This is a genomic window from Nocardia sp. NPDC051750 (assembly GCF_044453135.1).
GTDB lineage: Bacteria > Actinomycetota > Actinomycetes > Mycobacteriales > Mycobacteriaceae > Nocardia.
The window spans coordinates 283,734-308,960 of the sequence record NZ_JBITCK010000006.1 but is presented as its reverse complement, the minus strand read 5'-3'; the positions used below and the strand labels follow the sequence as shown (position 1 = coordinate 308,960).

Below are 25,227 nucleotides of genomic sequence, written 5' to 3'. Positions count from 1 at the left end.
TACGTGTGTCACCCCGACCGTCACCACCACCACCAGCCGCTGTCGCCGCGGTTACCCGATTCCGAAAGCGCGGAGCACACCGATCATGCCCCAGCCTCCTGCCTCCGACCTGGCGAGCGAATCGCTCGCGCCGGTGGAACCGGTGCATCCATCGCGCGTGTACCGCGCGCGACGATGGGCGAGCGAGTACATGCCAGGCCTGTTGCTCGCCGCCCTGGTCGTCGCCGCCATCGTGCTGCTCACCCGGCAGTTCGCCACCATCAGCCCACTGCTGGCGGCGATCCTGGTCGGCGCGATCGCCGCGAATGTCGTTGATATCCCACAACGCATCCGGCCCGGACTACAGTTCTGCGCCAAGCGGCTGCTCCGGGTCGGCGTCGCCCTGCTGGGTGTTCAGGTGACCTTCACCGACATCCTCGGACTCGGCCCCGCGACCCTGCTCGCCGTGCTCGTCGTGGTCGTCGCGGGAATCGTCGGCACCATGATGCTGGGCCGGATGCTCGGCATCGGGTGGACCCAGCGACTGCTGATCGCCTGCGGGTTCTCGATCTGTGGCGCGGCCGCGGTCGCCGCGGCGGACGGCGTCGTCGACGCTGACGAAGAAGAAGTCCTGACCTCGATCGCACTGGTGGTGGTGTTCGGAACGCTGCTGATCGCGATCATCCCGCCCGCGGCGCACGCGCTGGGGCTGGACGCGGCGACCAGCGGGGTGTGGGCGGGCGCCGCGGTCCATGAGGTTGCCCAGGTGGTAGCCGTGGGCGGGGCACTCGGCGGCACCGCGCTCACGATCGCGGTGGTCGTCAAACTCGCCAGGGTCGTCCTGCTGGCACCGGTTCTGGCGGCGATCAGCTGGCACATCCGGCGCGGGCAGACGGACGCTTCCCGCGCCGAGGAGCACTCACCGCCGCTGGTGCCGATGTTCGTGCTGGCCTTCCTTGCCTGCGCGGCGATCAGGTCGACCGGCGTGATCCCCGCCGCCGTCCTGGACGCGGCGCGCGAGATACAGACCATCCTGCTCACCGCAGCCATGTTCGCCCTCGGCACCGGGGTACGGCTGCGGACGCTGGCCCGGATCGGCGCTCGCCCGATCCTGCTGGCCACCGGATCAACCCTGTGGGTGACCCTGCTAGCCCTGGCCGGCGCGTTGATCGCGACCACCTGAGTCCGCGCCTGCCGACGGATCAGGATTCCTCTGATCCGACCGGTCATCGTCCGATGCCACCCGATATGGTGCCCGCCCGCAGTGCCGGTCGAGCACCTCCGCGGCCAACGGCCGACCTTGATCCGCGCCAGTACCTTTGCGTCGTTTCCCGCGGATCGTAGGCGGTTGCTCCCGCCCGACAGCCGGTGATCAGCTCAGCGACTCGGTCGGCGCCGAGTCGATGTGCGCGCTGTGGTTCGGCCCGTTCGGCGGGTGACGGGGCTGACGTTCACGAGGCGCCGCTACCCGCGTCGGTCGAACTCTCGCCTGGCGTCCGGTCCAGAAGTGCGTCGAAAAGATCGTCCAGGAGCATCAGTGTCCGACGTGCCGCTTCGTCACTGCCCAGATCGTCGGCGAGAATGCCGGCCAAGGAAGGCATGCGGCGCGGAGTGGCGCTCTGCAACATCGGGGATGGGCCGATGACCGTACGCCTGCGGTCCGATTCATCGGTACTTGTCACGAGCAGACCCCGCTCGACCAGGCTCGCGACGCATTTGGACACATAGCTCTGTGCATAACCGGTGCGGGCAACAACATCGCCGACCGTGCTGTTCGAGTGGAACATCACGTCAGTAATGATCAATCCCTCTGCGGGGCTCGGCCGCACGTCTCCTGGTTCGAGCTGCACCTGCCGCGAAAGCTCGACCAATCGTCGCCCCAGGCGGTGCAATCGTTGCCGGTCCACGGCTGCTAATCTATCACCAGCGATGTATCTATAGAGATGTATTATTGACTTCGGAGGACACCGGTATGCGATCGACGCGTACAGCCGGCGCCGGTATCGGTGCGTTGCTGCTGACGGTAGCCATGTTGGTCGGCTGCTCCAGCGGTACAACCGATCCCACATCGAATGGACAGGCTTCGGTTGGTGAACCGGTCTCGGTCCGCGAATTACCGCTGCCACCCACTGCCCCGTCGGACCGACCCGGTTCGTGTGCGCATCCCACCGGCTGCATCGATGGCGGAGACCGCGGTATCGCGGAAGGGCCCAGCTATACCTGGGATGCCGAGCATGTCTTGCTGCCGATTCGCTATTCCGGAGCACCCGCCGCGCCGGACCCTCGCCATATCTTCAGCGGGGACCAGGTCATCGTGATCAAAACCGATGGGACCACGTTCGCCAACGGTGAAGCGTGGCGATGCCTCACGTGCGGCGTCACCGATACCGTCCGCGCCAACCGGCAGCAGCCGGGATCCTCGAGCGCCGGTGAGATCCTCGTCGACCACCCACAGGCGTTCCGTGACGGTACGCGAATGCTCATCGGTACCAACGTGTTCGACTGCGGGGCGCATCGCTTGGTGGACACGTGTACGCCGGACAAGGCCACGGTCTACCCCATCGCGGCGCACCGGCCGGGGTCGGTCATGCGGGAACTCCGGCTGCATCCGGACGACAGGCATCTGGGTTTCAGCGAACCGAGCCTGGTCAACGGGGTGTTCGTCGACCAGTTCGCGGTAATGAGCGGGCTTACCTTCAACCGAGCGGCCGCACGCTACGAACTGACCGAGGTCACCTATCTCCTCCCGAACGCGTCCGAGTCCCAGGGAATGATCGAGCCGGTCCCCGGGGAACCCACCCGGCTACGCAGGAACGAGCCCACCGCGATGATCGGAGAGTTCCGCGGTTTCACCCACGACGGGAAGTCGGCGTTGGGTATCGGAACCTATGACTCGTGGAACTTCGACCTGTTCGTCACCGACTTGAAAACCGCTGATTCCCATAGAGTTTCCTTGGATCCCGCGTACACCGACCCGTCGAAGACCTCTCCCGACGACGACTGGATCGTGTACATGGATGGCCGGGTCAGTGATCGCATGAGCTTTGCCGGCGCACTACCGGGTGTACCGCCGATCGTCGATCTGGTGAACACCGGAGCAGTCCAGTTCTTCTACAACAACGGCCACCGCCGCTTCTTTCAGCCGTACATCGCACGAATCGATGACCCGGGCAACACTCGACAACTCAACGCGTGCGACGACCCGACACCGGGGAGCGGAAGCGCGTGCGACCCGCTGTGGAACGGTCGCGCTGATCCGGCCTGGTCTCCGGACGGAACTGCCATCGTCTATTGGCAGGCCATGGCAGTGCCGCCGGCCTGCGGCCCCGATCAACCGACAGCACCCAGCTGTCCGGTATCCGTGGAACCTGGGGGCCGCGCAACCCGGCTCATGATCGCCGAACTGACCGATCGGCAACCACACGAACCCCCGCCGGTCGAACCGTTCGACATGGACATCCCCTGGGCAACCCGGGTGGAACCCGGGCAGCCGCTCCCCACCCGCCCGCACCTACCTGCGGGCACCTACACGCTCGACGGCGACGAATCCGGCAAAGCCACGGTGGTGGTCACCGAGAATGCCGAAGGCACCGCGATTTCACGAATCGATGTCGACTACGACGACTACTCCATCGACGGAGACACCGTCATCAACGGTACGGAGTCGGCTACCTCGGCGCCCTACACCTGGCATTCCGATGTGACACTCAGCGGAACGCACAGCGGATCCAGGTCCACCGGGCGGCACGGATTCGTGGTGACACCGCCCAGCAAATCCGGTGAGCGCGCCACCATAACCGGCGAGTTGATCACGGTTCTCGACGGTCGAACCTACACCTCTCCCGGCACCGGACAGTAACCCGTTCAACAGCCTGAGCTTTCAACCACTACACCGGCCGCCTGCTCGATCGGTTCGATGACCGAGGTGAAGCCGGAGTTCCACGGTGCATTTCGCCCCGTGGACCGCGATGACCACGACCGGTATCGCCCTGTACGGCACACCGGTCGTCCAGGGCGGACTGGCGGTGGCCGGCCTGCGTCGACAACTCGTGGCCTGCTCTGAAAGCGAATCCTGGTCAGCGACTGGTTGATCCGGCCAACCGGGATGTGGAATGTGTGCCGGATCCGGTCGGCACGTTTCATCGACATGTGGGTATCCGTCCCTTCGCCAACCAGTCTTGTCGCGTTTGGCCAGGTTGCAGCTCTTATGGGCGAGCGAGCGCCAGGTTCAAGGGGTCGTGCGTGCCCCCGGTGAGATCGGCATCACGTTCGGCGCCGACATGCTGCGTGAGGCAGCGGCTCAGGTGTGCCCCGGGGCCAGGGCACGCGATGTTGTCCAGGACGTGAGATGCGCCTCGATCAGGGCGCACCGGCCACCGCTGGGTTTCCTGTTTGTTAATGTGTGCAAGTAACGTGGTTATGCGCGGTGGGGTCATCGACGGAAGGCGGAAACGATGCCGGGTTCGAGCAGGCCCTTGTATCAAATGAAGGCGGAGTTCTTCAAGACGCTGGGGCATCCGGTGCGGATCCGCGTGTTGGAGTTGCTCAGCCGGCGCGAGCACGCGGTATCGGAGATGCTCAACGATATCGATATCGAGCCGGCGAATTTGTCTCAGCAGCTGGCAGTACTGCGGCGAGCCGGGTTGATCACCAGTCGGCGTGAAGGTTTGTCGGTGATCTATGAGCTCACCTCACCGCAGGTCGCGCAGCTGCTGACTGCGGCCCGCGCCATCTTGACCGGGGTTGTGGCGGGGCAGGCGGAGGCTTTGGAAGAACAGCCCGTCTGACGGCCCGGATCGCTGGCGGCTTCCCTTCTCGTGTGGCCGGCCGCGATGCCCATTGTTTGCATGTTTTCCTACATAGTTATCTAGTTGTTGATGGAGGAGATGTTGGTGGAGACCGAGCACATGCCCGCGGTGAAGTCGATGGCCGCGCCCACCGGTCATGCGCGGATCCTGGCGTGGGTGGCCGAGGTCGCCGATCTGACCGCGCCCGAGGATGTGGTGTGGTGCGACGGGTCGCGCCAGGAGTGGGACCGGTTGACCGCCCGCTTGGTGGACAAGGGCACCTTTGTCGAGTTGTCGGGGAAGCCGAACTCGTTCTGGTGCGTCTCCGATCCCGAGGATGTGGCGCGGGTGGAGGACCGCACCTTCATCTGCTCACGAGGCAAGCGGGACGCGGGGCCCACGAACAACTGGGTGGATCCGGTGGATATGCGCACGGTGATGACCGAGCACTATCGCGGCGCGATGGCCGGGCGCACCATGTATGTGATCGCGTTCTGCATGGGCCCGCTCGACGCCGAAGACCCGAAATACGGTGTGCAGATTACCGATTCGGAGTACGTGGCGGTCTCGATGCAGATCATGACCCGCTCCGGAGCCCCGGTGTGGAACCAGCTCGGCGACGACGCAGAGTTCGTCGAATGCCTGCACTCGGTCGGCGCACCACTGAGCCCGGGACAACAGGATGTGGCATGGCCGTGTGACCACACGAAATACATTGCGCACTTCCCCGAATCCCGCACCATCTGGAGCTACGGCTCCGGCTACGGCGGCAACGCCCTGCTGGGTAAGAAGTGCTTCGCCCTGCGGATCGCATCGGTTCTGGCCCGTGACGAGGGGTGGCTGGCCGAACACATGCTGATCCTCAGACTCACCTCCCCGCAGGGCCGCACGCACTATGTGGCGGCGGCGTTCCCGTCCTCCTGCGGGAAAACCAACCTCGCCATGCTCGAACCCGCTCTGGAGGGATGGAAGGCCGAAACCGTCGGTGACGATATCGCCTGGCTGCGGTTCGGTCCCGACGGCCGGCTGTATGCGGTGAATCCGGAAGCCGGGTTCTTCGGTGTCGCCCCGGGCACCAGCGCGAAGACCAATCCGAACGCAATCGCCACCATCTCCCACGGCAACTCGATCTTCACCAACACCGCCCTCACCGATGACGGAGACGTGTGGTGGGAAGGACTCACCGATACCCGCCCCGCACATCTGACCGATTGGCGCGGCAACGACTGGACCCCAGAGTCCGCGACCGGCTCGGCGGCGCATCCGAACTCGCGGTATTGCACCCCGATCGAGCAGTGCCCGTCGGTGGCGCCGGAATGGGACGCCCCGGCCGGGGTGCCGCTTTCGGCGATCTTCTTCGGCGGCCGCCGCGCCACCACGATCCCGTTGATCGCCGAATCCTTCGACTGGACCAACGGGGTGTTCACTGCCTCGGTGCTGTCCTCGGAAACCACCGCCGCCGCCGCGGGGCAGGTCGGTGTGGTGCGGCGGGACCCGATGGCGATGCTGCCGTTTCTGGGATATCACGTCGGTGACTACTTCGCCCACTGGCTGCGCCTCGGCAACGCGGCGGACCCAGCCAAGCTGCCGAAGATATTCCAGGTCAACTGGTTCCGCCGCGACACCGACGGACGGTTCCTGTGGCCCGGATTCGGCGACAACGTGCGCGTCCTGAAATGGGCGCTGGAACGGATCGAGGGCACCGCGGCAGCGGATACCACCGCGGTCGGCTATGTCCCGGTGCCGAGCTCGCTGGATCTGTCCGGATTCTCCGAGACCGACAAACGCTCGGCATGGGCCGCGCTCGATGTTCACCACGACGAATGGGCCGCCGAGGTCGCCTCGATCGAGGACTGGTACGCCGGCATCGGCGCCGACACGCTACCCGGGCCATTGTGTGATCAGCTCGCTGCGCTGAAGAACCGCCTGGCCCACACCCCGGCACGGCCCGCCGACACCACCACTGGGGCGTCGTGACTCTGCGCGCGCTGCTGCCTACCCGTGCGGACTGGACGCCGGCGCTGCGCCGGCCGGGGCCAGATCTGCTCGCCGGTGTCATCGTCGCGCTGGTGGCGTTGCCGTTGGCACTCGGTTTCGGGATCAGTTCCGGTCTCGGTGCCGCGGCGGGCCTGGCGACCGCGATTATCGCCGGTGTGGTGGCTGCGGTGTTCGGTGGCTCGCGGTTCCAGGTGTCGGGTCCTACCGGCGCCATGACGGTGGTGCTGCTGCCGATCGTGGCCGAACACGGCGGACCGGGCGTGCTCGCGGTCGGATTGATGGCCGGTGTGGTGCTGGTCGTGCTCGCTGCGGCCGGGGTCGGGCGCGCGGTGCGCTATATGCCTGCGCCGGTGATCGAAGGATTCACCGCCGGTATCGCCGTGGTGATCGCGTTGCAGCAGTTCCCGTCTGCCCTCGGCGTCGGCGAGGCCGAGGGCGAGAAGATGTGGCAGCTGGCCTCCGACGCCGTCTCCCGCTACCTCGACCATCCCGACCCCGCCCCGCCGATAACCGCACTGCTGGTCGCCGCCGCAGTGCTGATCGGCGGACGCTACTTGCCCAAACTGCCCTTCGCGCTCCTAGCGGTCGCCGTCGCCACCGCCATCGCCGGACTCGCCGGGCTCGACCTCACCCGCATCGGAGCCCTGCCCGCGGGGCTACCCGCCCCTTCCCTCGGATTCGTCGACCCCGGCCAGCTCGCCTCGCTGATCGCGCCCGCGCTGGCCGTGGCCGCGCTCGCCGCGCTGGAATCACTGCTATCGGCCACCGCCGCGGATTCGATGTCGGTGGGCACCCGCCACAACCCCGACCGCGAACTGTTCGGCCAGGGCCTGGCCAATATCGCCGCACCGCTGTTCGGTGGCGTCCCCGCCACCGGCGCGATCGCCCGCACCGCCGTCAGCGTCCGCTCCGGCGCCCGCACTCGCCTCGCGGCCCTCACCCACGCGGTCGTGCTGGCCGCCTTGCTCTACCTGGCCGCGCCTCTGGTCGCCCAGATACCGCTGGCCGCCCTCGCTGGTGTGCTGCTGGCCACTACGGTGCGGATGGTCGAAACCGCCTCCCTGGCCGCGATCGCCCGTGCGTCCCGTGGTGATACCGCGATCATGGCGGTCACCTTCGCCGCCACTGTCGCGTTCGACCTGGTTACTGCCGTCGCTATCGGTGTCGGGATCGCGGTCCTCTTGGCGCTGCGCTCGGTGGCCCGCGAAGCCCGCTTGGACCAGGTTCCCCTCGACGAGGGCGACCACCTCATAGAAGAACACGACCTGTTGCGCGACCACATCGTCGCGTACCGGATCGAGGGCCCGCTGTTCTTCGCTGCGGCGCACCGGTTCCTGCTCGAACTGGCCGACGTCTCCGACGTGAAAGTCATCATCCTGCGCATGTCCCGCATCACCGCCCTCGACACCACCGGCGCCCTCGTGCTCAAAGACGCCATCCGCAAGCTCGAACACCACAACATCACCGTGCTCATGTCCGGGCTCCGCGCCGACCACCTCCGCCGCCTCACCGCGATCGGGGCATTGCCCGCTGCGAGCGAGGAGGCGATCTTCGAGAACACGGTCGACGCGATCGCCCACGCTCGCGGCGACCTTCCCGAACCGGTCGGAGGGATTCGATGAGCGGCGAAGCGGCCACGCGACCTTGCCCCAGCGTGTGCGCTACATCGCCGGTGCGACCCTGCCGCCGTCGATGCACCAGTGGGTGATCGACGATCTCACCGGCCCCGGCGCGGCCCCTCGCTACCGTCTGCGGATCCTCCTGCCGATCATTGCGCCGCTGTGCATGTTCCTGCTCATTCCGGGACCGCCGTGGATGGGGCCGGCGATGATGGCGCTGCTGTACCTGCCACTGATCTATTTCACGATCGCGCTGATGTATGTCTACCGCCGCCACCGCCTCGCCGTGCACGGACTCGACCCGGCACTGGCCGATGCGCGAGAGCGCCGGAAACACGCCGCGGAACGCGATGCCTATGAACGACGCCACGGACGCTGAAGCGATGTCGGTGCCTTCTGGCATGGTCCCTGCCGGTCTGGCCGTGGGGCCAGACCATGAGGAGGGTGAACGATGAACGGTTGTCAGGTGCGTGAGCAGGCGTGGCAACCGGAGGACTCGAGCCGGCTCGTGGTGGGGCGTCTGAACGCGGGTGACGTCGATGGGCTGGTGGCCTTGTATGAGCCGGATATGGTCTTGGCACTACCCGACGGCGGTGTTGCTGCCGGCAGCAGTGAGAACCGCACGACCCACGAGCATTTCGTCGCCGCCGCGCCGGCGTTCACGCCCGGGAGACAGTTGCCGACGGTCCGGAATGGAGATGTGGCACTGACCTCGGTCCGATTGGGCTACGGCGGAGTCATCGTCGAAGTCGCTCGGCGTCAGGCCGATGGCACGTGGCTGTGGATGATCGATCAGCCCATCTGATTCAGGCGGTGGCGGACCGGATCGGTCGGTGTGCGCCGGGCCCGTGCAGATTTTTACCGCCCGGTGGCACGGCTTTTCGTCGCCCGCTCGCGGGCTCGACCCGTCATCCGGCCCGCACGTAGCCGGAATGCCCGGCCTCGGTGACGTGGTTGACCGGTGCATGAAGGTGCTGATCGTGTACGCGCATCCGGAGCCGGAATCGCTGACCGGGGCGTTGAAAAATGTGGCCGTGGAAAGGCTGCGCTCCGAAGGCCACGAGGTCCGGGTGAGCGATCTGTATGCCATGGGCTGGAAGGCGCATGCCGATGCGGCGGATTTCGGCGACGTCGCGGAGACGAACTTCATGCTCGCGTCGGGGGAGGCGTTCGCGAACGGGACGCTCACCGCGGATATCCGGAGCGAGCAGGAGAAACTGCTGTGGGCGGACACCGTGCTGCTGCATTTTCCGCTGTGGTGGTTCTCCATGCCCGCCATCCTGAAGGGGTGGGTCGACCGGGTTTTCACCTGCGGATTCGCCTACGGTGCAGGGGGTACCGCGATCCCGCGATACGGGGACGGTGTACTGGCCGGTCGGCGGGCGATGCTGGTGGTGGCCGTCGGTGGGAGACAGCCCGCCTATTCCGAGCGTGGAATCAACGGGCCCATCGACGATCTGCTCTTCCCGATCCATCACGGGATCCTGTACTACCCGGGGATGGACGTTCTGCCGCCGTTCGTCGTGCACGGTGCCATCCGGGTGGACGACGAACGCTTCGCCGAGGTCGCGGACGAACTACGGGAACGGCTTTCGTCGCTGGAGCGGACCGCGCCGATCGGGTATCGGCGGCAGGCCGGGGGCGACTACGACCGCGGCCTGCGCCTCGAACCGGGCCGGGAGAGCCCCGGTTCGACCGGCTTCGAGTTGCATATCGCCTGATGAGCCGCGTCCCCACGAGGATTGCGCGGCTCGAAGATGCTGGGACACGGAGGGTTACGTGCGGGCGTTGGAGTGTCGGCAGTGTCACTCGGACTGCGACCGGCGCGCGGGGCGATTAGCTTTGTCGGGAATCGAAACATTACTTTGGGGGTCGGAGAGATCTCGCCCGATGGAGGAAACCTTGCGCGTCCTGCTCGTCGCCAGCGCTTTCAACAGTCTGACGCAGCGTGTGCACACCGAATTACGCGGCCGCGGGTTCGAGGTGGGGGTCGAGCTGGCGCTCGGCGACGATCTGTTGCGGGCCCGGGTCGCGCATTTCCGGCCCGACCTGATCCTGGCGCCGATGCTCACGACCGCGATCCCCGAGGACATCTGGACCGAGTACACCGTCCTGATCGTGCATCCGGGCCCGAAGGGTGACCGCGGACCGTCCTCTCTCGACTGGGCGATCAGCAGCGGCGCGCGGGAGTGGGGCGTCACCGTTCTGCAGGCCGTGGCCGAGATGGACGCCGGGCCGATCTGGGCTTCGGTGCCGTTCCCGGTGGCGACATGCGGGAAGAGTGAGGTGTACCGCAACGAGGTCTCCGATGCGGCGGTGGCGGCGGTGCTGCTGGCGGTGGACCGGTTCGCCGGCGGTGAGTTCGAGCCCGAACCGCTGGACTACAGCCGCCCCGATGTCCGCGGGGAATTGCGGCCCTACCATTCCCAGCGGTACCGCATGATCGATTGGCGGACCGAGGATACCGCGTCGATCCTGCGCAAGTTGCGCGCCGCGGACTCCCAGCCGGGCGTGCTCGACGAGTTCTACGGCCGGGAATACTTCATTCACGGCGGTCACCGGGAAGATCGGCTGCGTGGTGTTCCGGGTACGGTGATCGCCACCCGCGACGGCGCCGTCTGCCGGGCCACTGTGGACGGCGCGGTCTGGCTGCCGCAGCTGCGGCGCCGCCGCACTCCGGGCGGGCCGCCGACCTTCAAACGTCCGGCTGTCGACGCGCTCGGGGCCGATCTGGCCCGGGATATTCCGGAGGTGCCGGTCACCCCTGCCGAGGCGGCGGTCCGTGACACGTGGTCGGAATTGCGGTATTACGAGCAGGGGTCGGTGGGCTACCTGGAATTCGCGTTCGCCGGCGGCGCGATGAGTACCGAGCAGTGCCGGCGACTCCTGGCGGCGTACCAGCAGGCCTGTGCGCGTCCGGTGCGGACGCTGGTGCTTGGGCCGGCCCGCGATTTCTTCTCCAATGGGATTCACCTCAACGTCATCGAGGCGGCCGACGACCCGGCCGAGGAGTCGTGGCGCAATATCACCGCGATGAACGACCTGGTCGAAGCGATCCTCACCACGACCGACAAGCTGGTGATCTCGGCCCTGGCCGGAAACGCGGCAGCGGGCGGGGTGATGCTCGCGCTCGCCGCCGACGAGGTGTGGTGCCGGGAATCGGTCGTGCTCAATCCGCACTACCGGCTGATGGGTTTGTACGGCTCGGAGTACTGGACGTATTCGCTGCCGCGGCGGGTAGGGGCTACCGAGGCTGCCCGGCTCACCCGCGAGACGCTGCCCGTCGGTGCCGGAGCGGCCGCGGATATCGGTTTGGTGGATCGGGTCGTTGCGGGTGGTACGACGCAATTCCGCGAATGGGTGCGTCGTGAGGCGACGCTGCTCGCCGATTCTCCGGAACTGGAGAACCGGCTGACGGCGAAGAAACAGCTGCGTGAAGCGGACGAATCGGCCAAACCGCTGGCCGACTACCGGGCCGAGGAACTGGCGCATATGCGCCGGAATTTCTTTGCGGAGGGCGAGCCGTACCACGAGCTGCGGCGAAACTTCGTCTACAACGTGGAGCCGCCGGCCACTCCGGCCTACCTGCTGGGCTGATCACGGTGATGCGTCCGGTAGCCCAGTTGTGACATCAGGTGGCGGCCGCGGGCCCGCCTGAGGTGAAATTTTTACTTTGCAGCCGGCTTCGGGTGCGTCGAACTACTGCCCGAAGGGCTGTGGTTCGGAAATCGACTAATACAAGCGGAGTAGAGACGTGCTACATCTCGAGCACTTCAGCAATGGCTGGGTGACTCCTGTCCTTGCCTATGTGATGTCCTTCATCGGTTCGGTGCTCGGCCTACGCTGCGCCGTCCGCGCGCGCACGGCGCAGCCGGCCTTCGGATGGCTGCTCGCGGCCGCCATCGCGCTGGGCGGAGCGGGTATCTGGGTCATGCATTTCACGGCGATGCTGGGATTCACGGTCGACGGCACGAGCATCCGCTACGACATGCCGTTGACCCTGCTCAGCGCGGCCATCGCGATCATCGTGGTCTTCATCGGGCTGGCGATCGTCGTGCGTGGGCATCGGGAGGCGATCGCGCTGCCGCTCGGCGGCGCGGTGACCGGGCTCGGCGTGGCGGCCATGCACTACCTGGGCATGGCGGCGATGAGTACCGGGGTCACCATGGAATACGGCACCGGTCTGGTCCTGCTCTCCATCCTGATCGCGGTGGTCGCGGCGACCGCGGCCCTGTGGTTCATGTTGCACGTGCAGGGCTGGGGCAACACCGTCGGTGCGGCGATGATCATGGGTGTCGCGGTCTGCGGTATGCACTACACCGGAATGGCGTCGATGAGCGCCCACCACGGTGAACACCACGGCCTGCCCGAGGGCGTCGCACCCGTCGAACTGCTCACCCCGCTGCTCACCACGGTCGCGCTGGTGGTCGTGGGTCTGGTCGTGCTGGTCGGGGTGGCCGAACTCGAAGTGCGCAGTGTCGCGGTGGCGGCGGGTCCGGCTCCCGAATCGAAAGAAACCAGTACCCTTCTCTCCACCGATCCGGCCACCCTGGCACATAGTGGCCGTCAGTGGCCACGGCTGCCCACGCACGATTAGCCTCGGATACCGCAGTTCGTGATATCGCCGGTGCCCGGTTGTCCCGAACTGCCGGGGGCCCTATTCTTGGCCGCCGTATCTGCAAGCTGATGTGAGGACTGGCTCGATGGGTAGTACTGTGCTCGATATTGCCGCGCTGATCGTGACGCGGGCGGGGGATTTCTGGAACTGGGTGGTCACCGGATCGGCGGGGTTCCCGCCGTTGTGAGTCGGTAGCCGACCGAACCGATCGAGGCCCGGACGCACTGTGTGCGTCCGGGCCTCGATGTATCGAAGCAGCGGCGGCACGGCGTCCGGACTAGTGTCATGGCATGAGCTACGGGGGTGAACCCGGTGCACGTCGTGTACCGGTGTCGCGATGGTGGATGCTGATCACGTCCGGGGTGGGGGCACTGGTAGCCCTGTGCTGCGCGGGCCTGGTCTGGGTGGTCGGCGCGGAGAGCGATTTCGGTTATCTGCTGGTGCTGGTGTGTGTGCTGCTCGGGCTCGGCGTGGTGTGGCTGGCTTTCGCCGCGATCGGGCTGATCCGGTACCGGACCTTCCTGCCGAGTGTCGTGGCTCCGGCGGCGGTGGTGATCGCTGTCGCGCTGGTGTGGTCCGGCGCGGCGCAACGGATCGCCTGGCAGGTTTCCCGGGGCGCTCTGGAACGGGCGGCGGTCGCGTGCGAGCCGCGCTCCGGGAGCAGTCGGATCGGCGTCTACACCATCGAGAGTGTGCGCCGGGCCGGCGTGGGCTGTCACTTCTACACCACCGGCGGCTTTCTCGATCGGGTCGGATTTGCCTACCTGCCCGAGGGCGCCCCACCCGAACGGCCTGCCGCCGAGACCACCTATCGGCACCACGACGGGCACTGGTACCGCTTCACCGTCAGGATGTGAGCGGTCCGGCGCCGTGTGGGTGAGCGGCCGGTACGGCACGGATCCGGTTCAGGAACCCACCACCGACTGTTGGTCGGCAGGCGGCGAATACACGGACTCGTCGACATGCAGAACCATGAAACCGTTGTCGGAACAGGTGACGTGGAGATCGTTACCGCGCCATTCCGGTGGCGACAGACACCAGTCGGTGGAGACATCGCCGAAGGCGAGTTTGCCGGTGCGCGCGGAGAGTGCCTGGGACGGGTCGAATTGACCCTCCAGGACCGCGCGTGCCGCACTCGGCGCGGTCATCGCCGGAATACCGAGCAGGGAGGCCAAGGCATGCGGTGAGTTGGTCAGTTCGAGGTTGCGTCCGGTCCGGGCCGGCGGATTGAAGTAGGCGATCTCCCGGATGGCCTGGGGGTCGCGGATATCGAACACCCTGATCCCGGAGGAGATCCAGCCGCAGGCGAGCGCGGTCGGATTCGCCGGGCGATCGGCGGCGCAGTAGTGGGATTCGTAGGCGAAGATCGAACCACCCATGGAGGACGCGATATTGCTGTCCAGATTCTGCGGAAGGTTGATCTCGAGCTTCACCTTCGCGACAACCCGCGGGTCGGCGTCATCGGAGACATCGATCAATTTCACGCCGCCCGAACCACCCTCGTCGACGGTGTAGATGTAGGGCTTGCCGTCGTAGGTGACCGGAATACTGTGCTGGGTGGCCCAGCCGTCGGACCAGAACATGCGTCCGATGTGCTGTACCTGCGGGTTGGGGTCACGGCGCTGCACCGCGCTGACATCGAGCACGGTGACTCCGCTGAGCGCCGACAGGTAGAGGCGGTTTCCGTCGGGGCTCACGCCGAAACCGTGTGCGGTGAGACCTGTGAGCCCCTGCCAGATGACCCGGGGGTCGGCGGGATCGCTGAGGTCAACGGCGCTGAGGAACCCGGGCGTGATCCCGGAGGCCCAGTAGGTGTTTCCGTCGGGGGAGAACCCACCCTCGTGCGTGGTGATCGGCAGCGGCATACCGAGGTTGGTCCCCGGGCCCGGATTCAGCAGCCGTGGGTGGGCGCAATCGGAAATATCGTAGACCGAGAGGTAGCCGGCCCCGACGAGCAGCGGCACCCCGGTGCCCACCAGCAGTTTGCGCCGGGGGTTCACCTTCAGGCTTTCCCAGGTACCGGCGACCATCGCCGGTTCGTTCAGGGTCGCGGTCGGGCGGGGATGCGCGGGGTCGGAGACATCGAGGACCTGCACCCCGCCGTTCTGGTGCAGCAGGTTACCGGGGAAGAAGGTCCCCATATAGGAGCAGTGCTCGAAGCTGGTGGACGTGATACCCGCACCGCGCCCGGCGAACTGGCCGACCATCGACATATTGCAGCGATATCCCTGGGTACTGCGTCCACTGTCTCGGTCGGCCGCCGGAACATCGCCCTGCAGGCCCGGTTCGGGCAGGGAACCGGGCCCGCATTCGGCGCGGGGCACGGCGGTCCGGCCGACGTCGAGGAACTCCCGGACCTCGTTTTGGATGTCGGATTGCAGATCCGCCGCGGCACTGCCCGGCAGCATGATCGCGGCCACCACCGCGACCGCGCACAATGCCAGTGACCTGGCCCGATAGATCTGTCCGAAGGGACGCCCCATTGCATCCTCACGCTTCCCCGAGCTACCTCGTCCGACCCGCCCGGTCCGTGTTTTGGGACACATCCCGGAATTGTTCAGTGATGGTAGCGATTCCCGTCCGAGACGGGAGAGGTTTCGCGGGAAACGCGGGGGTCAGGACAGTGCGGCCAGCAGCGATTCGCAGCAATCCAGCAGCTGCGAGCGCAGCACCCCGGCGCGCTCGGCGATGGCGGCCTGGGCGCGGACGTAATCGGCCCGGCCGGCGGGGGTTTCGATGGGGACGGGTTCGTAGCCGTACTCGCGCAGATCGTACGGGCTGGCCCGCATATCGAGTTCGCGCGCGTCACGAGCCAGCGAGAAACAGTCCAGCAGCAGATTCGAGCACACCAGCGGCGAGAGTTTGAAACTCCACTTGTACAGGTCCATATTCGCGTGCAGGCAGCCCGGCTGCTCGCTCTGCCGTTGGCCGGCCCGGGTGAGGTGGTGCTCGTTGCGGCCGACCGCGGGCGGTGTGAAAAAACGGAACGCGTCGAAATGGGTGCAGCGCACCGGCATCGACTCCACCACGGCATCGGTACCCGCCGCGCCGAGACGCAGCGGTACCGCATCGTGCCGGACCTCCCCGGCCCGGTACACCATGGCCCATTCGTGCAAGCCGAAACAGGACAGCTGCGGCGGTCGCGTCGCGGTCGCCCGCAGCAGATCGGCGATATAGGCGACTGTGTCACCGCGGGCCCGGAGAAAACGCGGATCAGCGGTAACGACGGCCCCGGCGGGGTCTGCGTCGTCGACCCGGTGGTAGCCGCGCAGGTCCGTGTATTCGTGGGCCGCGCGCAACGCGACACCGTAACCGGGGTGCCAGCGCCGTAGTTGCGCGGGCCGGTGACCGTAGTAGGTCCACAGGAAATCGAGCACCGGATGCTTCGCCCCGGCCGCCCGGCGGTGCAGGTAGTCGCCGGCCAGGCTGTCGGCACGCGCGCGATGAGTGGCGGCGCGGGCCCGCCACTCGGATTCGGCGAGCGTCCGGTGTACCACCGCTGCCGTCATTCGGCCACCCGGTGCGTGGCATCGCGTACGGTACCGACGAACTGCTCGACCAGATCCTCGAGTGCGACGATGCCGACCGTATTACCGCGCGCGTCGACCACCCGGCCCAGATGGCTGCTGGTCCGCCGCAGCCTGGCCAGCGCCTCGTACAGGGTGGTGCCCAGGAGCACGGTCGGCAGGGGCCGGATATCGCCGCGCGGTATCTCGGTATTCGGTCCCGCCGCCTCGTCGGAGACCTTGTCCAGCACGTCCTTGACGTGCAGGTAACCGACCAGCGAACCGTCGCCGGCCCGCACCGGATACCGGGAGAATCCGGTTTCGGCGACAGCGTTCTCGATATCGCCGAGGGTGGTGCCACCGGCCCCGCGCAGGGGGACGGTGCGCGTCTGATGGAGGGGGACCATGACCTCGGCCACGAACCGCTCGCCCGTGCCCAGTGCCTGGGTGAGGCGCCGGTGCTCCTCTTCGTCGAGCAGCCCCTCGGACCTGGACTCCCCGATCATCTCGGCGAGCTCGTCGCTCGAGACGGTGGCTTCGAGTTCGTCCTTGGGTTCGATGCGCAGCATCCGCAGGGTCGCGTTGGCCGCGAAATTGTAGATCGCGATAAGCGGCCGGGCGATCCGCAACCAGGCCAGGTGCAGCGGAACCAACAGCAGCGCGCTGCGTTCCGGCCCGGCCAGGGCGATGTTCTTCGGGATCATCTCGCCCAGCAGGATGTGCAGGATCACCACGATGGTCAGCGCCACGACGAACGAGACCGGATGCAGCAGCGCCTCCGGCAGACCGGCCAGTTCGAAGGGGTACTCCAGCAGATGCGCGACCGCGGGTTCGCCGACCCGGCCCAGCAGAATCGAGCAGATGGTGATGCCGAGCTGGGCGGCGGCCAGCATCATCGACAGGTTCTGCCCGGCCCGGATCACGGTATCGGCGTTGCGTTTACCCTGCGCGGCCAGCGCCTCGAGCCGGTCGCGCCGGGCGGAGATCAGCGCGAATTCGGCGGCGACGAAGAAGGCGTTGCCGGCCAGCAGTACGACGGTGAAGGCAACGGCGAGCAGATCACCCATGGTGGTACTCCCGTCCTGCTGTCTGCTGTCCACGCTGGATCGATGCCGCGCCGATCGACGCGGCATCGGCCGGTACCAGCCGGACCCGGTCCACGCGGCGTCCATCCATCCGCTCGACCCGGGCGAGCCAGCCGCCCGGCCCGTCGATATGGCGTCGATCGGTCCCGCGGCGCTGCGGCAGGACGACGGTATCGCCGGCCACCGGGATACGGCCGAGCCTGGTCAGCACCAGACCGCCCAGGGTTTCGTATTCGCCCTCGGGCGCGATGTACCCGGTAGCCCGCGACACCTCGTCGATCCGGAGCAGACCCGAACAATCCCAGCCGTCGGAGACGCGGCGAACCTCGCGTTCCTCCTCGTCGTGCTCGTCGCGGACATCGCCGAGGATCTCCTCGATGATGTCCTCCATCGTCACCAGGCCCGCCGTGCCGCCGTATTCGTCGACGACCAATGCCACCTGCATCCCGTCCGCTCGCACCCGTTCGAGGACCTCGTCACCGTCGAGGCTGGCGGGAACGACGGGGACGGGCTGCGCGATCTGTGCCAGCCCCACCCCGGCGCGAGTGCGCGCGGGATGTGCGAAGGCCTGTTTGACATGCACCACGCCGAGGGTGTTGTCCAGATCGCCGTCGATCACCGGGAAACGGGAGAAACCCGTGCGGGCGGCCGCGGCCAGGAGATCGCCGATGGTGGCGGTACGCTCCAGCGCTTCGATCTTGACCCGGGGGGTCATGAGCTCTTCGGCGCTGCGTTCCCCGAACTGCAGTGAACGGTCGAGGATCTGCGCCGTGCGCTGGTCGAGGGCGCCGTGCTGGGCCGAGGTCCGCACCAGCGAGCCGAGTTCCTGCGGGGACCGTGCCGAGCGCAGTTCCTCGGCGGGTTCGACCCCGAACCGGCGCACAACCCAGTTTGCCGAGCCGTTGAGGAACTGGATCATCGGTTTGAACACCGTCGAGAACCCCACCATCGGTCCCGCGGTGGCGCGCGCGGTGGCCAGGGGAGCCGCGATCGCAATGTTCTTCGGAACCAGTTCGCCGTAGATCATCGACAGCGAGGTGGCCAGGACCAGGGCCAGGACGAGCGAGATACCGGTGGCCGCCGAATCGGGGATTCCCACGAGCTGGAACAGCGGCGCCAAGAGCCGGGCCAGCACGGGCTCGGCGATATAACCGGTGATCAGCGTGGTGATGGTGATTCCGAGCTGGGCGCCGGACAACTGGAACGACAAGGTCCGGTGTGCCTGGCGTACCGCGCGTGCCCGGACGTCGCCGCCGCGAGCATGCGCTTCCACGGTGCTGCGTTCCAGGGCGGTGAGAGAGAATTCGGCGGCCACGAACAGGGCGGTGCCGGCGGTGAGGGCCACGAACCCGATGAGGCTCGCGATGGTGAGGAAGACGGACATATCACCACCACCCGGTGGGCTTCGATATCAGCGAAGCGACTCGAGCCGGAGGTCGGTGGAAGGACGTGCGGAGGGGGACGCCGGGTCTGTCACCCGGCTCGATAGATGAGCCCTCCTGAGTGGCGCCCTCGGACGCGGGTGACAACTGGTTCCTTTCGTCCTGACGATTTTCCTGCCGGCGGTCGCCGACGATCCTCATGGTACCGGCCTGTGCACGGGGGTGCACAGGCCGGTGGGCGGTGGTATCCGAGTATCCGGCCCGTTCACCACCCGCCGGGCAGTGGTCGGCCCTCCGCGAAACCGGCTGCCGACTGGACCCCCAGGACAGCGCGATCGTGGAACTCCGCGAGGGTGCGGGCGCCCGCATAGGTGCAGGCACTGCGCACGCCGGAGCAGATGTGGTCGATCAGATCCTCGACGCCGGGACGCTCCGGATCCAGCAGCATGCGGGAACTGGAGATACCTTCCTCGAACAGGGCCTTCCGGGCGCGGTCGTACCCGTGGTCGGTGCTGGTGCGCGCGGCAACCGCGCGTTTGGAGGCCATCCCGAAGCTCTCCTTGTAGGCGTTGCCGTCCCGGTCGACCCGCAGATCGCCGGGCGATTCGTAGGTCCCGGCGAACCAGGATCCGATCATGACATTGGACGCGCCCGCGGCGAGCGCCAGCGCGACATCGCGCGGATGCCGGACTCCGCCGTCGGCCCAGACATGCGCACCGAGGTCTGCGGCCGCGGCGGCGCATTCGGCAACCGCGGAGAACTGGGGCCGGCCGACACCGGTCATCATCCGGGTGGTGCACATGGCTCCGGGCCCGACCCCGACCTTGACGATATCGGCGCCGGCGGCGATCAGGTCCCGTGTGCCCTCGGCCGATACGGTGTTCCCGGCCACCAGCGGCACGCCGAGTCCCAGGTCGCGGATGGCGCGCAAAGTTTCCAGCATTTTCAGCTGGTGCCCGTGGGCGGTGTCGACCACCAGGACATCGGCGCCCGCGTCGACCAGCGCCTTGGCCTTGGCCGGGACGTCACCGTTGATGCCGACGGCGGCGGCGACGCGGAGCCGGCCCTCCTGATCGACGGCTGGGGTGTAGATCCCGTGCCGAACCGCGCCCGTGCGGGTCAATACGCCCGCCAGAGTCCCGTCGGCGGCGAGCAGTACCGCCAGGCCGGCGTGCGCGGCCTCGATCCGGTCGAAGATGTACGAGGGTTCGGCCGTCGCCGGGACAGTGACGAAATCGGTGGTCGCGACCTCGTGCAGCCGGGCGAAACGGTCGACATCGGCGCAGGCCGATTCGGTGACGACGCCGACCGGCCGGCCCTCGTCCACCACCACGACCGCGCGGTGCGCCCGTTTGTGGATGAGCGCCATCGCATCGGATACCGAATGATCCCAGGTCAGCGTGACCGGGGTGTCCGCGATGAGCGACCGGCTCTTGACGAAGGCGATGGTCTCGGCGACGGCACTGTTGGGCAGGTCCTGCGGCAGCACCACGATACCGCCGCGGCGGGCCACCGTTTCGGCCATCCGGCGGCCGGCGACAGCGGTCATATTCGCGACGACCAGCGGGATGGTGGTACCGGAGCCGTCGGACGTGGTGAGGTCGACGTCGAACCGGGAGGCGATATCGGTGCGGTTCGGAACCAGGAAGACGTCGTTGTAGGTCAGGTCGTACGGCGGGGTTTGTCCGGGGAGAAACTGCACTGAACCCATGGTAATCGGGAGCGGGCCGCGGCGGGCTGCATCGCCGGTGGAGGCGCCGGGCATGGGGTGAGCGATATCGCGCTGCAGCACGCCGGCGAGCGCCGATGGCCGTGCTACGGCAGTGGGTGAGTATCGCCCGTGGCTCGGATGAGTCGTCCGATTACTTCGCCCGGCGACGATGCGGGCGGCGGGCGGGCGCCCGCTCCGCGGCCCGGTGCGGCCGGCCGGAGCCGCGCCGCGGCCGGGCGCGGTCGCGGGCGGCGGGTTCGGGAGGTGCGGCCGGAGCGCCGGCGGGTGCACGGGCGCCCGTCAGCTGCGCGAGTTGCCGATCCTCGGGGCGGACGGTGTGCGCCACCACCTCCACTCCCGCGGCCGACGTCAGTGCGGCGACCTCGGCGCGCTGATCGGGGGTTACCACGGTGACAACGGTGCCGGTCGCGCCGGCCCGAGCGGTCCGGCCGGCCCGATGGACATAGTACTTGGCGTCGGCCGGTGGATCGGCGTGGACAACCAGCGACACCGCGTCCACATGAATACCGCGCGCGGCGATATCGGTGGCGACCAGTGCTGTCACCGCACCGTCGGCGAAGGCCGCGAGGGTGCGCATCCGCCGGTTCTGCGCCTTGCCGCCGTGCAGGGCCGCGACCGCGATGCCCTGGTCGCGCAACCGGCGGGTGAGCTTCTCCGCGCCGTACTGGGTGCGCGCGAACAGCAGCGTGCGTCCGTCCCGCGCGGCGATCCGCGCCAGAACGGCGGGTTTGTCCGCGGATTCGACATAGAGCAGGTGATGGACCGCGACCGCCGCCGCGGGTTCGGGCGCCACACTGTGGGTGACCGGATCCCGCAGGTACCGCCGGACCAGATCCTGGACGGATCGGTCGTCGAGTGTCGCTGAGAACAGCAGCCGTTGTCCGTCGCGGGGGGTCGCGTCCAGCAGCCGGGTCACCTGGGGGAGGAAACCGAAATCGGCCATATGGTCGGCTTCGTCGATGGTGGTGATCGACACCGAATCCAGGACCGCCGCACCCTGCTCGACCAGGTCGGTGAGCCGGCCGGGTGTGGCGATCAGCAGATCGACTCCGCGCTGCAGTCTTTCGGTCTGCCGGGCCGTGGGTATGCCGCCGACCGCGGTGCCGAGCCGCAGTCCGAGGGCGAACGGTTCGAGTGCCCGTTCGATCTGCAGCGCCAGTTCGCGCGTCGGCGCCAGGACGAGTCCGCGCGGGGCCCGGGGGATCGCCGGGCGTCCAGCGAGACGGGCCAGCATCGGCAGGCCGAAGGCGAGGGTCTTCCCCGATCCGGTCGGTGCGCGACCGAGTACATCGCGCCCCGCCAGCACATCCGGAACGGCCGCGTCCTGGATGGGCAGTGGATCGGTGAGACCTTCCCGGCGCAAGGCCTGGACAGTGAGTACCGGCAGGCCCAAGCGGGCGAACGGGGGACGGGCGGCCGGAGCGGGCGTTGTCGCGGATTCCGGCGGTTGCGGGTGCCGGGGTGCGGGGTCAGGCACGGAAGAGCCGGCTCAGCTCGACCAGCCACGGAATCGCGACGGCCAGCGTCGGCACCACCAGGATGGCGAGCGAGGCGAGGTACGCGGCGCCGGCGATGCGGAAATCGCCCAGCGGACCGGCCAGCCGCTGGATGCGGATGAGCGTACTGGGTCCGCCCACCGCGAGGGCGCCCTGCGGCGCGGTCGATTTCGAGCACGCCACCAGCGCCCGGGCCAGCGGTTTGGGGCCGGTGACCTTGACCGCGGAATCGTCGGCCAGTAATTCGATGAGCAGCTTCACCGAATCGAGTGCCGATTTGCTGCGGACGAACCGAGGGAAGGCTTCGTGGGCCGCGGTGAACGCCTCGAGCACCAGGTCGTGGCGAGCCCGCAGATGCGACCGCTCATGGCTGAGGATAGCGGTCAGCTCCTGCTCGTTCAGGTTGTCCAGCGTTCCCGCGCTCACCACCACCCGGCGCCGCAGGCCGGGCAGGCAGTAGGCGATGGGTTCGGTGGCCGAGAGGACGCGGATATCGGCGGCGCGGCGCACCGGACCGCTCTGATCGAGCAGGTCCACCAGCATGCGGTGGCGGGCCCGCCGCCGGCGGGTATGGATCCCGACCCGGATCGACGCGTAGACGAGCCGGCCGCCGATCATGAGGGTGAGCATGAAGACGGAGACGTAGGCCAGCCACAGCGGCAGGCCGAGCGCATCGATCTCATCGGTGGGTTTGGTGGTGGGCCGGCCGTCGTGGCCGGGGACCAGGAGCTCGGCGGCGATGGCGAGCCCGGAGCTGAAGGCGCTGAGTACCGCAGCCAGGGCGATGGCCTGCCAGAGGACGAGAGCGGCACGTGGCACACGGTAGGTCCAGGTGGCGCGACTGAGCGCCTCCGGGACGGGACCGGCGAGAAGCAAGGCAAGTACGGCGAAGGCCGGTGCTGCTGCGTTCATCGACTCTGCTCACTGCGTTGTGGGGCCAGGGTCCGAGCTCACTGCGGCGGTGCGGTGTCCTCGGTTGCTTCGAGCTTAGCGAGCGCATCCCGCAGAGCCGCGGCCTCGTCCTTCCCGACCTGCTCCACGAAGTGCACCAGGGCCGCCGCCCGGCTGCCGGCCTCGTCTGCTTGCTGCAGTGCATCCATCATAAGTCCGGCGACCAGCTCGTCGCGGCTGTGTACCGGAGCGTACCGGTGCGCGCGATCGTCCCGCCGCTGCACCACGAGATTCTTCTTCGCCAGCCGCTGTAGCACCGTCATCACCGTGGTGTACGCGAGTTCGCGACGCGCCGACAGGGCCTCGTGCACCTGCCGGACCGTTTGTGGTTCATCGGTCGACCACAACTGGTCCATAACCGCTTTCTCGAGTTCACCAAGTCCAGCCATCTCTCGATTTTACGACTTCAACGACGCTTGGGCGTACTACAGGGTGTCGTACCTGCGTGGGATTGGTCATAGCTCACAGTTCGCCCGCTTCGGTGGCGGGTCGAAGGTGCCGCCTTCACGGAATTCTGCGCGCTTGTACCACCCGGGAGAGGGGCTCGGTCCGGGCGTGCGCAGACAGCGCGGGCCGTGCGGAAGGGTTTCTTCCTCGTTCGCGCGAAATACTTGCTAGGTCTGGTTAGGCTAACCTATCTTTCGATCACAGTTGTTGCTGCGAACGCTGATCTCGAGGAGGTTCGAATGTCCGAACTGGCCACTGTGCGCATCCCCCGTCCCTACGACGAGGCGTTCGGTTCGGCGTGTTCCCGGCTGCGCGCGCTGCAACCGGAACATCCTCGCGTCTATGCGGCCGCGGCCATGGCCGATCAGGGCAAGCGGCGCTGGTGGGCGCTGTCCACCGGTCTGCGCGAAGGGCGGATCGATCTGATGTACCGGCGGCACGCGACCGAAATGATCAGTGCGTCGGCTGCCGCGGAGGTGGTGGCCACGGCACTGATCCACGCGGTGGTGGGCCGGGTTGCCGCACTGTGGATCGCGGACGGCCGCGCCTGGGATCCGGGGCTGGAGAACATCTGGATCCACACCGATAACGACGGTGGTATCGACTGGGCCGGTTTGACGGATACGACCATTCGCGTGGTCGACGGTGATCGGCTGGCGGGCTCGCCCGGTGTGGTGACGCTGCCGTGCGAACGGGCGATGTGGGTATGGCTCGCGTATCGCTGCGAACCGTCCCTGTTGCTGGTCCAGGGTGCACTGGCCCGATGCGCGGGACTGAGTCCGCGGCGTTTCTGGGCGCTGGTTGCCGAATCCGTCTCCGGCGCTACGACCTACGTTCCGGAGCTGGCCGGTGCCGATCCGGTGGCGGGTGCGCGCCGCGGCCAGGGACTGCTGATGGCGCTCGAGGATCGCGGGCTCGCGATTCGCCGGGCCCAACGTGTTGCCTAGTTAGGTAAGCCTGACCTATACTTGGAGGCGGCGTACGGATCGCGCGAGAGTCCCGAGGGCTGCGGTGACCCCCGATCCACTACGCGCGGCGGGCCTCATCATCCGATGAGGCCCGCCGCTTCTTTTCCGGCCTCCGGCGCGACCGGCTCATCCCGCCTCGGCCCCACATGCGATTGTTGATCCATGACGGAACAGCACACCCGGCTCCCGGAGTCGATGGCCGATCTCACCGCCGAGGAAATGAACGAGATCAACAAGGGCACCTTCGCGGACCTGCTCGGTCTGCGGATGACCGAACTGGGACCGGACCGGGTGGCCGGCGAATGGGTCGTCACACCCCAGCACCACCAGCCCGCCGGAATCCAGAACGGTGGCGTGCTGTGCACCGTCGTCGAAACCCTGGCCAGCACCGGCGGTGCCGCCTGGTACGGCGATCGGGGAGTCGTCGTCGGGGTCAACAACTCCACCGATTTCCTCCGCGCGGTGCGCGACGGGAAGCTCACCGCCGAGGCCACCCCGATCCACCGCGGCGGGATGCAGCAGCTCTGGCAGGTCGTGGTCACCGACGCCGACGGACGCCTGGTCGCTCGCGGTCAGGTGCGGTTGCAGAATCTGCCGCACCGGTCTTGATTTCCCCTCCCGCGACCCCTGCGGCCGGAAACGAGACGGGCCGCGCCGGC

The 25,227-nt window shown here is 67.6% G+C and carries 22 protein-coding genes; 13 read left to right on the top strand and 9 right to left on the bottom strand.

The annotated features are described in order from the left end of the window. The first annotated feature begins 85 nt into the window (after positions 1-85). The gene (locus ACIA75_RS26215) at positions 86-1,162 is read left to right on the top strand and encodes a YeiH family protein (RefSeq protein ID WP_397108454.1); all 1,077 of its coding nucleotides are present in this window, start codon (positions 86-88) and stop codon (positions 1,160-1,162) included. A gap of 268 nt (positions 1,163-1,430) precedes the next feature. Here ACIA75_RS26215 and ACIA75_RS26210 read toward each other — a convergent pair whose 3' ends face one another. Further along, a complete protein-coding gene (locus tag ACIA75_RS26210) occupies positions 1,431-1,886 on the bottom strand; it encodes a MarR family transcriptional regulator (RefSeq protein WP_397108452.1) in 456 nt (151 codons plus the stop codon). Between the two features lie 65 nt (positions 1,887-1,951). On the opposite strand from ACIA75_RS26210, the gene ACIA75_RS26205 reads away from it, so the two are divergent. From ACIA75_RS26205 to ACIA75_RS26160, 10 genes are all read left to right on the top strand, one after another. After that, on the top strand, positions 1,952-3,838 hold the full coding sequence (locus ACIA75_RS26205; protein WP_397108450.1) for a hypothetical protein: 1,887 nt from the start codon (positions 1,952-1,954) through the stop codon (positions 3,836-3,838). 595 nt (positions 3,839-4,433) lie between these two features. Then, on the top strand, positions 4,434-4,766 hold the full coding sequence (locus tag ACIA75_RS26200; protein ID WP_397108448.1) for an ArsR/SmtB family transcription factor: 333 nt from the start codon (positions 4,434-4,436) through the stop codon (positions 4,764-4,766). Between the two features lie 99 nt (positions 4,767-4,865). Continuing rightward, a complete protein-coding gene (locus ACIA75_RS26195; RefSeq protein ID WP_397109104.1) occupies positions 4,866-6,743 on the top strand; it encodes a phosphoenolpyruvate carboxykinase (GTP) in 1,878 nt (625 codons plus the stop codon). After that, entirely contained in the window at positions 6,740-8,386 is a 1,647-nt protein-coding gene (locus ACIA75_RS26190) for a SulP family inorganic anion transporter (RefSeq protein ID WP_397108446.1), read from the top strand. Before ACIA75_RS26195 ends, ACIA75_RS26190 begins: the two co-directional genes overlap by 4 nt. 22 nt (positions 8,387-8,408) lie before the next feature. Further along, positions 8,409-8,762 (top strand): DUF5313 family protein, encoded by a 354-nt coding sequence (locus ACIA75_RS26185; RefSeq protein WP_397108444.1) that lies wholly within the window; start codon positions 8,409-8,411, stop codon positions 8,760-8,762. A gap of 72 nt (positions 8,763-8,834) precedes the next feature. Continuing rightward, positions 8,835-9,188, top strand: a complete 354-nt coding sequence (locus ACIA75_RS26180; RefSeq protein ID WP_397108442.1) for a YybH family protein — start codon at positions 8,835-8,837, stop codon at positions 9,186-9,188. A 160-nt stretch (positions 9,189-9,348) separates the two neighbouring features. Further along, entirely contained in the window at positions 9,349-10,104 is a 756-nt protein-coding gene (locus ACIA75_RS26175) for an NAD(P)H-dependent oxidoreductase (RefSeq protein ID WP_397108440.1), read from the top strand. Between the two features lie 169 nt (positions 10,105-10,273). Beyond that, entirely contained in the window at positions 10,274-11,980 is a 1,707-nt protein-coding gene (locus ACIA75_RS26170; protein WP_397108438.1) for a hydrogenase maturation protein, read from the top strand. Positions 11,981-12,170: 190 nt separating this feature from the next. After that, complete coding sequence (locus tag ACIA75_RS26165; RefSeq protein WP_397108436.1) at positions 12,171-12,980, top strand: MHYT domain-containing protein; 810 nt, start codon at positions 12,171-12,173, stop codon at positions 12,978-12,980. 311 nt (positions 12,981-13,291) lie between these two features. Then, complete coding sequence (locus ACIA75_RS26160; protein WP_397108434.1) at positions 13,292-13,858, top strand: hypothetical protein; 567 nt, start codon at positions 13,292-13,294, stop codon at positions 13,856-13,858. Between the two features lie 48 nt (positions 13,859-13,906). On the opposite strand, the gene ACIA75_RS26155 is transcribed toward ACIA75_RS26160, so the two are convergent. The 8 genes from ACIA75_RS26155 to ACIA75_RS26120 all read right to left on the bottom strand — a co-directional run bounded on the left by ACIA75_RS26155 (position 13,907) and on the right by ACIA75_RS26120 (position 23,542). Then, entirely contained in the window at positions 13,907-15,484 is a 1,578-nt protein-coding gene (locus ACIA75_RS26155; RefSeq protein WP_397108432.1) for an LVIVD repeat-containing protein, read from the bottom strand. Positions 15,485-15,616: 132 nt separating this feature from the next. Next, complete coding sequence (locus tag ACIA75_RS26150; protein WP_397108431.1) at positions 15,617-16,510, bottom strand: 3-methyladenine DNA glycosylase; 894 nt, start codon at positions 16,508-16,510, stop codon at positions 15,617-15,619. Then, the gene (locus ACIA75_RS26145; RefSeq protein ID WP_397109102.1) at positions 16,507-17,574 is read right to left on the bottom strand and encodes a hemolysin family protein; all 1,068 of its coding nucleotides are present in this window, start codon (positions 17,572-17,574) and stop codon (positions 16,507-16,509) included. Before ACIA75_RS26145 ends, ACIA75_RS26150 begins: the two co-directional genes overlap by 4 nt. Further along, complete coding sequence (locus tag ACIA75_RS26140; protein ID WP_397108429.1) at positions 17,567-18,976, bottom strand: hemolysin family protein; 1,410 nt, start codon at positions 18,974-18,976, stop codon at positions 17,567-17,569. Before ACIA75_RS26140 ends, ACIA75_RS26145 begins: the two co-directional genes overlap by 8 nt. A 263-nt stretch (positions 18,977-19,239) precedes the next feature. Continuing rightward, positions 19,240-20,676, bottom strand: a complete 1,437-nt coding sequence (locus tag ACIA75_RS26135) for a GuaB1 family IMP dehydrogenase-related protein (RefSeq protein WP_397108427.1) — start codon at positions 20,674-20,676, stop codon at positions 19,240-19,242. Between the two features lie 160 nt (positions 20,677-20,836). Next, positions 20,837-22,183 carry a DEAD/DEAH box helicase gene (locus tag ACIA75_RS26130; RefSeq protein ID WP_397108426.1) on the bottom strand — a complete coding sequence of 449 codons (1,347 nt, stop codon included), beginning with the start codon at positions 22,181-22,183 and terminating at the stop codon, positions 20,837-20,839. Next, positions 22,176-23,114, bottom strand: coding sequence for a M56 family metallopeptidase (locus ACIA75_RS26125; protein WP_397108425.1), 939 nt, complete (start codon positions 23,112-23,114; stop codon positions 22,176-22,178). The genes ACIA75_RS26130 and ACIA75_RS26125 overlap by 8 nt, the downstream gene beginning before the upstream one ends. Before the next feature lie 38 nt (positions 23,115-23,152). Next, on the bottom strand, positions 23,153-23,542 hold the full coding sequence (locus ACIA75_RS26120; RefSeq protein WP_195053987.1) for a BlaI/MecI/CopY family transcriptional regulator: 390 nt from the start codon (positions 23,540-23,542) through the stop codon (positions 23,153-23,155). Positions 23,543-23,839: 297 nt separating this feature from the next. On the opposite strand from ACIA75_RS26120, the gene ACIA75_RS26115 reads away from it, so the two are divergent. Beyond that, a complete protein-coding gene (locus ACIA75_RS26115; RefSeq protein ID WP_397108422.1) occupies positions 23,840-24,547 on the top strand; it encodes a hypothetical protein in 708 nt (235 codons plus the stop codon). 183 nt (positions 24,548-24,730) lie between these two features. Beyond that, positions 24,731-25,177, top strand: a complete 447-nt coding sequence (locus ACIA75_RS26110; RefSeq protein WP_397108420.1) for a PaaI family thioesterase — start codon at positions 24,731-24,733, stop codon at positions 25,175-25,177. Positions 25,178-25,227 lie beyond the last annotated feature (50 nt).